Below are 11,809 nucleotides of genomic sequence, written 5' to 3' on the forward strand. Positions count from 1 at the left end.
CTGCTGGCCGCCGCCGACCTGGCGGCCCAGCGGCTGCCGACGGCCGGCCAGGCTGCCGGTGGGTGTGCTGACCGGCGGGCTCGGCGGCCTCTACCTGGCCTGGCTGCTCCACCGGGAGTGGCGCGCGGGCCGTTCCTGAGCGCGCGGGCCGTTCCTGAGCGCGCGGGATCAGGAGGAGACCGCGATCAGGCCGCCGGCGAGCGGACCCGCCGGCGGTCGCCGGGGGCGGGACCGGGGGACTCGTCCGGTATCAGCCGGCGAACTGCCGCTCGATGCGGTCGACGATGTTGGACGCGCTGTAGTAGTCGATGCGGAACGAGTCCAGGCCGAGGTCGTGGACGCGCTTGTCGACGACGGCGGGCAGGTCCTTCCAGAGCGGCTTGGCCGTCGTCGTGGCGATCTCGTCCGCGGTGTGGCTGACGAAGAACAGTGAGCTGTCCCCGAAGCCCTTGACGATGTTCTCCTGCGAGATGGTCAGGATGTCCAGGCGCGGGCCGCCCTCGCGGTTGTCCGCCGATGCCAGGGAGGAGTCGACGGTGTGCAGCCGGAAGCCGAGCGAGGACAGCAGCGCGCCCTGGGCGGAGGCCTCGGTGAAGACGGGGATGTCGGTGTTGTTGTCGCGCAGCAGCACGATGTCCTGCTCGGGGAGCTTGATCTTCCCCTTCACCTCGGCCACCCGCTGGTCGTAGGCGGCGATGACCTTCTGCGCGTTCGCCTCCAGGCCGAGCGCGCCGCCCAGCTCGGTCATGAGCTCCTGCCAGGAGAGGTCGTCGTGGCGGAAGAGCACGGTCGGCGCGACGGCCTTGAGCCGGTCGTAGACCTTGGCGCTGCTGTCGGCGCCGGACGCCGAGCCGATGATGAGGTCGGGCTCGGCCGCGATGACCTTCTCGATGTCCGCCTCGAAGCCCTGGTAGGCGACCTGGACGCCGCGTTCCTTGGCGACGTCCGCCCACTGGGAGAAGAACCCGTTGGAATCGGTGATCGGTCCGGGCGGGGTGGCCTGGGAGGCGATCAGCGGGGCCTCCAGCGCGAGCAGGTGGCCGGTCAGGGTGACGCTCACCGAGACGATGCGCTTGGGCGCGACGGGGACCTCGGTGGTCCCGAGCTCGTGGGTGACGCTGCGCGTCGCGGCCGAGCCCGAGGCCGGGCTTCCGGCCGTGGCGGGCTCGGCGGCCGTGGAACCGCCGGAACCGGAACTGCAGGCGGTCAGGCCCAGGACGGCCGTGATCGCGGCGGCCGCGGTCACGGCCCAGCGGCGGCGGAGCGGAGTCCTCATGTGCACCTCGAATAATAGGTAAGACTTGCCTAAGAGATATTAGGGCAGGCTTACCTAAATTGATCAGGCGGGGCCGGTGTGCGGCCATGAGGGCGCGCCCGCCGTACGGCGGTGTGGCCGTACGGCGGGACGGGTCCGGTGGTGGAGGCCGGGCGGAGGGGAGGTCAGGCGGAGGGGAGGTTCTTCAGGGCCTCGCGCCGGCTCAGGCCGGTGATCCCCTTGTGGTCGACGTAGCGCACGACCTCGCGCGGATCGGTCTTGGCGTACTCGCGCAGGGCCCAGCCGATCGCCTTGCGGGCGAAGAAGTCGGTGTCGGACAGGCTCGGCTCGATGCAGGCGTAGAGCAGGCCGGCGTCGGTGGCGGCTCTGAACCTGTTCTGGCAGATGATCGACGTGCGGCGCTTCCACAGGTCGTCGCTGTGCGCCCAGTCGAGCATCAGCGGGCGCATCGTGTCGGGGAATTCCCGCAGCAGGGGGCCGATCCGGTGGACGGCCACCTCGTCGACGAAGTCCCACCAGGCGCCGGTGACGATCATCTCCTCGTAGATCGGGAGGGTGTACAGGGTCCGGCCCCAGCGGGGCGGGGACCCGGTCAGGGTGATCGCCGCGTAGCGCTCCTCGCGGTACTCCGCCTCCCGCCACAGGGTCAGCGCCGCCCGGCGCCACTCGGGCGCGGCCTCGAACGGGTGCTCGGCGAAGACCTTCCGCAGCGCCGTACGGCGCGGCACGGCCTGCACCCCGAGGAACGGCATGGCCGATTTCATGTAGGCCTGCATGGCGGGGGCCTTGGCGGGATCGGCGGCCTCGGTGAGCGCCAGCCGCACGGCCTTCTGCAGTGCTTCGGCGCTCATCCCCGCTGGCTCGTCCGCTCTCCGGTGGCCAGGCCGTCGAACAGGACGGTGACGTAGTGCTCGGCGATGCCGCCGGTGTCGAGGCGTCCTGCCGGGCGGAACCATCGGACGGCGACCCAGATGCTGTCGCGGATCATGCGGTAGGTGAGCTTGGGGTCCACGTCCGGGCGGAACTGGCCGACGGCCTGCCCGCGCTTGATCTGCTCGACCCACATGCGCTCGACCTCGTCCTCGGCCCTGACCAGGTAGTCGAAGCGGTCGCCGGGCAGGGAGCGCAGGTAGTTCCAGTCGTTCTGCATGACGGTGATCGCCGCGCGGTGCGGCTCGAGGGTGCTGAAGCCGATCCGCACCATCTCCGACAGGATCGAGCGGGGATCGCCGCCCTGCTCCAGGGCGGCCCGGTAGCGTCCGATGAGGTCGTCGAGGAAGGTGCTGAGCACCTCGTCGACGATCGTCTCCTTGGAGTCGAAGTGGTGGTAGAGGCTCCCGGACAGGATGCCGGCCTCCTCGGCGATCTCGCGGACGGTGGTCGCCTGGAAGCCCTTGCGTGCGAAGAGGTCCGCGGCGAGCCTGACGAGGTGGTCACGGCGCTCCGAGGCGGAACCGGACGAGGCCGCGCGCTTCGTCGCGCGCTGGCGCTTGACCGGGGCGGTGGCCGCGCCTGCGGAGTTCTTTCGCGTGTTCACGCCTCCCATTATGAGCCCTTGCGCAATCGCTTGTTCGCGTGAAAGCCCAGTCCGGCCCCCGGCCGGCGGGGTCAGTGAATCGGACATACTTCGTAAAGGCCCTCCCTGTGAGCAAGGTGGAGGAAGTCGCCCGTGTAATGTCCCTTTGCTGTTTCGATCCTGACGTGGAAGGTGTTCCCGTGAGTGCTGCGGTGGCGTACGTGACCTACGCGGACCCGGAAGGGCTCGACGACGAGAAGGAGATCGCCCTCGCCGCCTGGGCGGAGGCGGGGATCTCGGGGACGGCCGTGCGCTGGGACGACCTGGCCGCCGACTGGGCGGCCTTCGACCTGGTGGTGGTCCGCTCGGCCTGGGACTACGTGGACCGGCGTGCGGAGTTCCTGGCCTGGGCGCGGCGGGTCGAGGCGGTGACCCGGCTGGCCAACCCGGCGGCGGTGCTGGAGCGCAACACCGACAAGACCTACCTGCGGGACCTGACGGTGCCGATCATCCCCACCTCCTGGGTCGCGCCGGGCGAGAGCCCGGACCTGCCCGTCCTCGGCGAGTACGTGGTCAAGCCCGCGATCTCGGCGGCGCCCGCGACACGATCAGGACCACCGACAGGGACAAGGCGGCGGCCCACGCGGCCGGGCTGGCGGCCGAGGGCCGGACCGCGATGGTCCAGCCCTACCTGGACATGGTCGAGGCCGAGGGGGAGACCTCCCTGCTCTACTTCGGTGGCCGGTTCAGCCACGCCGTACGGCGCAACCCGATGCTGGCCGGGGGATCCGCCGCGCCGGACGCCGACAACGCCCGCGCCGAGCCGCGCACCCCCGAGCTCGACCAGCTCGCCCTCGCCGAGCGGGTGCTGGCGGAGGCGGCCGGATCCCCCGGAGTGCTCTACGCCCGGGTGGACCTGGTCCGGCTCCCCGGCGGGGACCCGGCCCTCATCGAGGTGGAGCTCGCCGAGCCGTACCTCTTCCTGCGCTACGCCCCGGACGGCGCCGCCGACCTGGCCCGGGCGGTGCTGGAGCACCTCTCGGTGTGACTTCTCCTCTCCGGGACGTCCGGATCGGTCGCCGCGCGCCGGCGGACGCGGCCCCCCACCCCGAGCCGCCCGACGGTCGCGCCCGCCGCGGGCGGCGCGGCTCCGGTCAGATGGCCATCCGGCCGCCGTCGACGACGATGGTGGCGCCGTGCACGAACGCCGCTCCCGGACCGGCGAGGTAGACGGCGGCGCCGGCGATCTCCTCCGGCGTGCCCGGCCGCCCGGCGGGGAATCCGCTGGTGAACTCGTCGAGCCCGGCGCCCATCGGCGCGGTGCCGGGGGTGCGGGTCGGGCCGGGGGCGATCGCGTTGACGTTGACGCCCGACGGGCCGAACTCGGCCGCCCACGATTTGGTCAGCAGTTCGAGCGCGGCCTTCGACGCGCCGTACAGCGCCATGCCGACCGTGCCGAGGTGGGCCGCGATCGAACTGATGTTGATGATCCGGCCGCGGCCCTGCGCCGCCATGAGCGGGGCGAGCGCCGCGGTCAGGAAGAAGGGGGCCCGCACGTTGAGGTTCATGGTGGCCTCGAACACGTCCTCGCCGGTCTGCGCGGTGCCGCCCATCGGGTAGACGCCGGCGTTGTTGACGAGCACGTCGACCGGGCCGTGCGCCTTGGCCGCCTCGACGAGCTCGCCGACTCCGCCGGGCGCGCCGAGGTCGGCGATGACCGGTGCGGCGGATCCGCCGGCCGCGGTGATGCCGGCGACGACCTCGGCGGCCCGGGCCGCGTCGCGCCCGGCGACGAGCACGTGGGCGCCTTCGCGGCCGAACGCCTCGGCGATGGCGCGGCCGATGCCGGAGGTCGCGCCGGTGACGAGGGCGCGGGAGCCGGTGAGTTGCATGAGGGGGCCTCGTTCCGGAAGCTGATTGGACTGACCGGTCCAGACTAAACACAACTGGACCGAATAGTCCAATACGGTGGTAGGGTCGGAACGTGCCGCAGGAACCCAAGACCGAGCGCGGACGGCGCACCAGGGAGCGCATCGTGGCCGCCGCCGCGGGGCTCGTCGAGCGCCAGGGGGTCGAGGCCACCAGCCTCGACCAGGTCCTGGCCGAGGCCCAGGCCAGCAAGAGCCAGCTGTACCACTACTTCACCGACAAACAGGCGCTGGTCCGCGCGGTCATCGCCTGGCAGACCGCGGCGATCGTGGACGGCATGGCCGGGCAACTGGCCGGGATCGACTCCTGGACGGCCCTCGACGCCTGGTTCGACACCCTCGTCGCCTACCAGCGGGCGCTGGACTGCCGCGTCGGCTGCCCGATCGGATCACTCGCCGCCGAACTCGCCGACACGGACGAGCCGGCCCGCCAGGACCTCGCCCGCTCGTTCGACACCTGGGCCGGGCAACTGCGCACCGTGCTCGACCGGCTGCGCGACCGCGGCCTGATCCGGCCGGACGCCGACACCGCGACGCTGGCCCACTCCACCCTCGCCACGATCCAGGGCGGCCTGCTGCTGGCCAAGACGACCCGCGACCCGCAACGGCTGCGCGCCGCCCTCACCGCCGCGGGCGGCTACCTGCGCTCGCTCGCGCCGGAGACCTGACCATCGCGGTGGGCTCCGCCGGCCGGGAGCGGTAGCGTGACCCGGCATGGACGTCGACGCGGCGGAGACGCGGACGGCACCGGTGGACGGGGACTCCGAGGAGGCCGGGATGGACGAGCGGCGGCTGGTGAAGGTCTCCAAGTACCTGGCCAAGCACCTGCGGCACCAGCCCGAGCGGATCGGGATCGAGCTGGACGCGCACGGCTGGGTGGAGGTCGACGTGCTGCTGACCGCCGCGGCGGCACACGGGTTCCCGATCTCCCGGGCGGAGCTGGAGCAGGTCGTGGCCGACAACGACAAGCGGCGCTACGCGATCGACGGCGGCCGGATCCGGGCCAGCCAGGGCCACTCGGTCCCGGTGGACCTCGACCTCCCGCCGGCCGAGCCGCCCGCCTTCCTCTACCACGGCACGGTCGCCCGCAACCTCGCCGCGATCCGTGACGAGGGGCTGCGCCCGATGAGCCGCCACCACGTCCACCTCTCGCCCGACCGGGAGACCGCCACCCGGGTCGGGGCGCGCCGGGGCAGTCCGGTCGTGCTGGCCGTCGACGCGGCGGCGATGCACGCGGCCGGGCACGAGTTCCGCCTCAGCGCCAACGGCGTCTGGCTGACCGGCCACGTCCCGCCGTCCTTCATCCGCCTGCCGGGCTGATCCGGGGCGGCAGGACCCGGCGTTCCGGCCGGCGGACGCCGTCTGTGACCGGCGGCACAGGACGGGTCCCGGAAAAGGCCTCATACGCCTCCGTTCTCCGACGATGGAAGAGGACGTCAGCGCCTGCCGCGCTCATCGTGTCCAGGAAGGACCGCGCGCGCCAGGCATTCACGGCTCATGGAGGAGCTTCCCTTGACCACGTCCGCCTCACCGTCGTTCGGCATGCCCGCCCGCCGTCGCATGACCGCCCTGCTCGCCGCGGCGGCGCTCACCTCGGGCGCGCTGGTCGCCGCCGCGGCCCCCGCCTCCGCCGCGGCCCCGCGGCCTGCTCGGCGATCACGCTCTCCCCGGCCGTCCGGTACCCGACGGCGGGCCCCACGCACACCGTGACCACGGCCGACCTCAACGCCGACGGCCGGGCCGACATCGTCGCGGCCGGTGGCGCCGGCACCGTCGAAGTGCTGCTCGGCAAGGGCAACGGGACGTTCCACCCCGCACTCGCCGCCGCCTCCGGAGTGGCTTCCCCCGGCCGCGTCTCCGTGGGCGACTTCGACGACGACGGCCACGCCGACCTGCTGGCGGCCGATTTCGGTACGAACACCGTCACCGTCCTTCCCGGCAACGGCGACGGCACCTTCGACGCGCCCGTCACCAGCCCCGCCGTCAACCACCCCATCCACACCGTCCCGGAGGACTTCGACGAGGACGGCCATCTCGATGTGCTGGTGACCAGCGGCAGCGGCATCGCCGACGCCGTGATCATGATCGGCAACGGCGACGGCACCTTCGACGCGCCCGTCGACCTCGGGATCACGGGATCCGCCGGCTACGCCGCGGTGAGCGACTTCGACGGCGACGGCCACGCCGATCTGGCGCTCGGCTCCAACGGCGTGGGCGGAGGCCAGGCCGTCCGGGTCATGCTCGGCGGCGGCGACGGCACCTTCGGCGCGCCCGTCTCCTACGGCGCGGGCTCCAGCTCCTGGGTGGTCACCAGCGGTGACTACAACTCCGACGGCGAGAGCGACATCGCCTCCATCGGCATCACGGGCGGAGGGACGGTGCTGCTGGGCAGGGGTGACGGCACCTTCGGCGCGCCCGTCGCCTTCGCCGCGGGCACGGTGGCGGGCTGGCTCGTCAACGGCGACTTCAACCGCGACGGCCACGCCGATCTGACCACGGTCGACTCCTCCGGCGTCCTGGTGCTGCTGGGCAAAGGCGACGGCACCTTCCGAGCCCCCGCGCGTCTCACCGGCAGCAGCATGACGGGCTGGATGGACGCCGCGGACTTCAACCGCGACGGCAGGACCGACGTGGTGCTGCCGAACTCGACCAGCGGCGTGTCGGTGATGCTGACCGGCTGTGCGAGCGCCGCGGCTCCCGTGGTCAAGCCCAAGCCGAAGCCCACCGTCACGCCCGCGGCCAAGACGAAGGCCAAGGCGAAGGCGAAGGCCAAGGCCGCCAAGGCCAAGGCCAAGGTGAAGGCCATGAAGAAGCTGAAGAAGCTGAAGAAGGCGCGCCGCGGCAACGTCGGGTGAGCCCGAACGGTGATCAGGACGCCGCGGGGGCGGTGTCCGCGCCGGAGCCGTGGCCGCGCGCCACGGCTCCGGCCTGATCCGTCCCCGGTGGCCGGGGGCGCCTCTCAGCCGTGGATGGTCATGCCGCCGTCGACGGGGATCACGACGCCGGTGAGGTAGGCGCCGGCCCGGGAGGAGAGGTAGATCGCGGTCCCGGCCACGTCCTCGGGGGCGCCGATCCGGCCCATCGGCACGCTGGAGGCGATCGCCTGGCGCATGTCGGGGTCGTCGAGGGCGAAGGCCATCATCTTGGACTCGAAGGGGCCGGGCGCGATCGCGTTGACCGTGATCGAGTCGCGTACGAGCCGGTGGGCCAGGTGGCGGGTGAGCATGTGCACGGCCGCCTTGGTCGTGGAGTAGGCGTAGGTCTCCAGCGCGGGCACCCGGATGCCGTCGACCGAGCCGATGTTGATCACCCTGGCCGGGTCCTCGGCGGAGGCCGCGGCGCGCAGCAGCGGCAGGAAGCGCTGGGTCAGGTAGAACACGCCCTTGACGTTGACCCCCCAGAGCTTGTCGAAGGCGTGCCCGGGATAGTCCTCCAGCGGTGCGCCCCAGGTGGCGCCGGCGTTGTTGACCAGCACGTCCAGCCGCTCCTCGCGGGCGGAGACCGCCTCCACGAGCGCGGCGACGCCGTCGGGGGTGGACAGGTCCGCCGGTACGGCGACGCACCCGATCTCGGCCGCGGTCTTCTCCACCTCGGCGGCCTTGCGGGAGGAGATGTAGACCGTGGCGCCCGCCGCCGCGAAACCTTCCGCGATCATCCGGCCGATTCCCCGGGAACCGCCGGTGACCACCACTTTCTTGCCCTGCACCGAGAACAGACTCATGTTCGGTAAGCATGCCGTACGGCCGCCGCCACGTCCATACCGACTGGTCGGTTCCTTCGGTTCACACAACACCGTTCAACCTGTCGACGGCGTCTTGGAGCGCTCCAGGTGGATCGGCACACGCTCAGCGAGTGGCACACGGGCGCGGCGAACTTCGGGGCTCCGAACGGTCGCGGTGGCCTTCGAGTCACGCAGCCATTCCCCGCGCTGCTCGTCGTCCCACTTCGCCCACCGATCGATGAGGCGTTCTCCGGTGTCGACGATCACCCAACCCGGCTCTTCGTCGGGCAGTGACTCCAGCTCTTCGATTCGCTTCGCTGTGTCGACGTACTGGCGTCGAAAACGGGTTCTGGCCTCCTCGGTTGCGTACATGCCGGCTGCCCGGTCGTCTTCCAGTTCTGTGAGGAATTCTCGCAGTCGGGTCAAGTCTGTGCCGCTCGTGTTTCCTTGGCGGTAAACACGTTCGGTCGCCTTGAGTCCATCATTGAGACGACGGAGGGATTCATTTAGGTGTCGAAGTCCTCGGCGTGCAGGTCGCGGTGGATCCACATCCGGCTCAGAGCGAATGAGGCGGAGTCCGGCGGGCGGGGCCTTCTCTTCCCCTGCCCGCCGGACGTGCGGTGGCCGCTTCCGAAGCGCGTGCGGCGGCCGCGGCTAGAACGGCGTGAGCGTGATCCCGGCGGAGCGGGGCGAGCCGTCGTGGACCAGGGACTCGAAGTTGCCGACGTCGTCGAAGGCGAAGCCGTACGCCTTGCCGTCCACGGTGTGGGCGTGCAGCTTGCGGGAGTAGTGGTCGGTGACGGTCCGCTTGTAGAACTGGCTCGCGTCCGTGGTGGGCTGGGTGTGCACGTAGCCCAGGGTGGAGCGGTGGAGGCCGGCGCAGAGCGTGCGCGCGATCGGCCCGACGACGGGGTCGTTGGGCGCCTGGAGCCTGCCGTCGCAGCCGAAGACGTCCTTGGTCGAGGGCCGGGCGAAGGAGGCGACCCGGTTGCCCGCGGTGTCGGTGAAGTTCAGCACGCCGGAGGCGTCCGTCCGGCCGAAGAACCTCTTGGCGGGCTCGTGGGCGAACGGCACGACGGTCAGCGTGGTGTTCCGGTACGTCTCCCAGGCCTGACGGATGTAGCCGTCCATGTACGTGGGACTGAACACGCCGGTGTCGATGCCCTTGTGCGGGGAGACGACCCGCAGCCGCGTGCCGTCGGCACGCCGGTGGATCAGCTTGGCCCAGTCGCCGGGCTGGTTCTTCACCGCGTCGAGGATGCGCTCGCGGCCGTTGGGGACCAGGTCGCCGGTGCGCCTGCGGGTGCCGTCGCCGGCGGTCACCTCGACCGCCTGCGGGACGCTGAACATGTCCACCATCGAGGTGTTGAGCCACAGGCCGCTGCCGTTGTAGGTGAACTCGGTCCAGTCGAACAGGATGTCGCGGTTGGGGTCGCCCGCCGCCCACGGCGCGGGCTGGACCAGGCCGTCGGGCGTCAGGAAGAACTTGAGCTTCGTCCCGAAGGAGACGTAGACCCGGCCGGACAGGTCGAGCGGGAGCTTGATCGACTTGGTGGCGCCTCCGGCCGGGCCGGGGATCGCGACGTCCGGGGCGGGACTGGGCGGATTCGCGCCGGCGGGCCACGGGGTGAACGCGCCGCTCGCGTTCACGTAGCCGAGCCTGCCCGTTCTGAGGTTCGTGCCCAGCACGTAGACGTAGGTCTGCTCGGCCCGTCCGGAGTCGTTCGTGACGGTCAGCGGGAGCAGGCTCGGCGGCGCGGTCCGCGTCTTCGCGGCGGCCGCCGTCCCCGCCGTCCCCGCCGTCTGCGCGGCGGCCGTCGACGCGCAGACGGGTGCCACGGCGAGGAACGCGGGCAGGCTCATCGCGACCGCGGCGGTCCTGCGGAGGGTTCTTCTTCCGGTACGCATAGGCGACTCCTCGTTCATCCCCTGCGGGATATGGCTGGACGGCTCCGTGGCCGTGGTGTCCGGCGGGAACGGCGCCCGTTCCGGCGGACACGCGGCCGCCGCACGCGCGGCGGCGTCGCCCGCCGGCACCACGTGCGCGGCAGGCCGTCACGACACTGCTCAGAGAGCGTTCTCGGAGCAAATGATCGTCTGAATCGGGCCTTTGGGGCCGTCCAGAGAGCGCTCTCAGAATCATGTACCGAGCGGTGTATGTCAATAGAAGGTAACGGTCTGACTGATTCCGGCAAAATGGAACGTAATAATCGACGGCAGAGTTCCGTCGCGGCTCCTCGCCGGGGCCGCCTCCGCACGTTATCGTCATGGCGTCAACACGCAGAGTGATCGATCTTCGTGTGATCTCACCGTCCGGAACGGGCGCCGCGGAGCGGGAAGCCGGCAAGGGCCGGGATCCGCCCGGAGGCGCTCCCGGGCAGGGCGGTGCTCTCGGGGGAGGGGCGCGGCCGATGGGGATCGGAAACAGGGTCGCGGCCGTCGCGGTCGTGCTCGTGAACACGGCGGCCGTGCTCGGGGAGGGCGCGGTCGCGACCGCGCGGGCCCGGCCCGCCGGGGGCGGTGACTCCGGGTTCTCCGCGGTCCGCGACTCCGGGCCGTCCGGGGGCGGTGACTCCAGGTTCTCCGCGGTCCGCTTCTCCAGGCCGTCCGCGGCCCGCGGCTTCGAGGACGGGTTCTCCGGTTCCGAGGGAAGCCCGCCGGACCCGTCCAGATGGGAGCAGCTGACCGGCTGCCTGTGGGGGTACCGGGCCGAGCGGCAGTGCTACACCTCCGGCGGGCGCAACGCGCGGCTCGACGGCGACGGGCACCTCGTGATCAACGCTCGGCGCGAGACTTACACCGGTGACCACGGCGTGCGGCGCAAGTACACCTCGGCGCGCCTCGTCTCCAGGGCCGCGAGCGGGGGCGGGAGCGTGCAGGTGAGGGCGAAGGTCTCCGGCTGGCAGCGCGGCGCGTGGCCGGCGATCTGGCTGCACGCCGACCCCCTGCGCAGGCAGCGGCACTACGGCGAACTCGACCTGATGGAGAACGGCCTCAACGGCTCGAGGTGGAAGCCGGAGTACCACGTCCACACCGACCGCTTCAGCGGCGGCGGCGCGTACGACGTCGACGCCACCCGGTGGCACGTCTACAAGGCCACCTGGACCACGGGTCCGTCCGGCCGGCCCGGTTCTACGTCGACGGCCGGTTCGTGCGCTCCTTCCCCTACCGGGTGCCGGCCAGGTCGGCCGCCAGGCTGATCCTCAACGTCGCGGTCGGCTCGCAGGCCGGCCGGCCCGCCGCGAACCTCGACAGCACCCTGACCGTGGACTACGTGCGGATGAACGGCTGAGCGGACCCGCGCCGGGCGCCCGGCGGTTCACCGGGCCCCGGCGCCCCGCCCGGACGGCGCGGACGGGGCCGGGGGC

General features: G+C 71.9%; 13 protein-coding genes. 6 read left to right on the top strand and 7 right to left on the bottom strand.

From position 1 onward, the window contains the following. Positions 1–250: 250 nt before the first annotated feature. The 3 genes from fepB to ACWJ6R_RS19155 all read right to left on the bottom strand — a co-directional run bounded on the left by fepB (position 251) and on the right by ACWJ6R_RS19155 (position 2,813). Complete coding sequence (fepB, locus tag ACWJ6R_RS19145; protein WP_449063533.1) at positions 251–1,276, bottom strand: Fe2+-enterobactin ABC transporter substrate-binding protein; 1,026 nt, start codon at positions 1,274–1,276, stop codon at positions 251–253. A 164-nt stretch (positions 1,277–1,440) separates the two neighbouring features. Beyond that, positions 1,441–2,127, bottom strand: coding sequence for a DNA alkylation repair protein (locus ACWJ6R_RS19150; protein WP_449063534.1), 687 nt, complete (start codon positions 2,125–2,127; stop codon positions 1,441–1,443). Then, positions 2,124–2,813 carry a TetR/AcrR family transcriptional regulator gene (locus tag ACWJ6R_RS19155; protein WP_449063535.1) on the bottom strand — a complete coding sequence of 230 codons (690 nt, stop codon included), beginning with the start codon at positions 2,811–2,813 and terminating at the stop codon, positions 2,124–2,126. Before ACWJ6R_RS19155 ends, ACWJ6R_RS19150 begins: the two co-directional genes overlap by 4 nt. Positions 2,814–3,468: 655 nt before the next feature. On the opposite strand from ACWJ6R_RS19155, the gene ACWJ6R_RS19160 reads away from it, so the two are divergent. Beyond that, a complete protein-coding gene (locus ACWJ6R_RS19160; protein ID WP_449063536.1) occupies positions 3,469–3,840 on the top strand; it encodes a hypothetical protein in 372 nt (123 codons plus the stop codon). Positions 3,841–3,946: 106 nt separating this feature from the next. On the opposite strand, the gene ACWJ6R_RS19165 is transcribed toward ACWJ6R_RS19160, so the two are convergent. Continuing rightward, on the bottom strand, positions 3,947–4,684 hold the full coding sequence (locus ACWJ6R_RS19165) for an SDR family NAD(P)-dependent oxidoreductase (RefSeq protein WP_449063537.1): 738 nt from the start codon (positions 4,682–4,684) through the stop codon (positions 3,947–3,949). A 92-nt stretch (positions 4,685–4,776) separates the two neighbouring features. Between ACWJ6R_RS19165 and ACWJ6R_RS19170 the strand changes: the two genes are divergently transcribed. The 4 genes from ACWJ6R_RS19170 (at position 4,777) to ACWJ6R_RS19185 (ending at position 7,575) form a co-directional block, all read left to right on the top strand. Further along, positions 4,777–5,388, top strand: a complete 612-nt coding sequence (locus ACWJ6R_RS19170; protein ID WP_449063538.1) for a TetR/AcrR family transcriptional regulator — start codon at positions 4,777–4,779, stop codon at positions 5,386–5,388. Positions 5,389–5,497: 109 nt separating this feature from the next. Continuing rightward, positions 5,498–6,040, top strand: coding sequence for an RNA 2'-phosphotransferase (locus ACWJ6R_RS19175; RefSeq protein WP_449063545.1), 543 nt, complete (start codon positions 5,498–5,500; stop codon positions 6,038–6,040). A gap of 192 nt (positions 6,041–6,232) precedes the next feature. Continuing rightward, positions 6,233–6,430, top strand: a complete 198-nt coding sequence (locus ACWJ6R_RS19180; protein WP_449063539.1) for a hypothetical protein — start codon at positions 6,233–6,235, stop codon at positions 6,428–6,430. Continuing rightward, positions 6,427–7,575 (top strand): FG-GAP repeat domain-containing protein, encoded by a 1,149-nt coding sequence (locus ACWJ6R_RS19185; protein ID WP_449063540.1) that lies wholly within the window; start codon positions 6,427–6,429, stop codon positions 7,573–7,575. Before ACWJ6R_RS19180 ends, ACWJ6R_RS19185 begins: the two co-directional genes overlap by 4 nt. A gap of 104 nt (positions 7,576–7,679) precedes the next feature. Here the strand turns inward: ACWJ6R_RS19185 and ACWJ6R_RS19190 are convergent, their stop codons facing one another. The 3 genes from ACWJ6R_RS19190 to ACWJ6R_RS19200 all read right to left on the bottom strand — a co-directional run bounded on the left by ACWJ6R_RS19190 (position 7,680) and on the right by ACWJ6R_RS19200 (position 10,349). Next, positions 7,680–8,441, bottom strand: coding sequence for an SDR family oxidoreductase (locus tag ACWJ6R_RS19190; RefSeq protein ID WP_449063541.1), 762 nt, complete (start codon positions 8,439–8,441; stop codon positions 7,680–7,682). A 75-nt stretch (positions 8,442–8,516) separates the two neighbouring features. Then, entirely contained in the window at positions 8,517–8,867 is a 351-nt protein-coding gene (locus ACWJ6R_RS19195) for a hypothetical protein (RefSeq protein WP_449063542.1), read from the bottom strand. 228 nt (positions 8,868–9,095) lie between these two features. After that, positions 9,096–10,349, bottom strand: coding sequence for a beta-1,3-glucanase family protein (locus ACWJ6R_RS19200; protein WP_449063543.1), 1,254 nt, complete (start codon positions 10,347–10,349; stop codon positions 9,096–9,098). 503 nt (positions 10,350–10,852) lie between these two features. Between ACWJ6R_RS19200 and ACWJ6R_RS19205 the strand changes: the two genes are divergently transcribed. Beyond that, the gene (locus ACWJ6R_RS19205; protein WP_449063544.1) at positions 10,853–11,641 is read left to right on the top strand and encodes a glycoside hydrolase family 16 protein; all 789 of its coding nucleotides are present in this window, start codon (positions 10,853–10,855) and stop codon (positions 11,639–11,641) included. Positions 11,642–11,809 lie beyond the last annotated feature (168 nt).

The sequence above is a fragment of the Planomonospora algeriensis genome, from assembly GCF_977012225.1.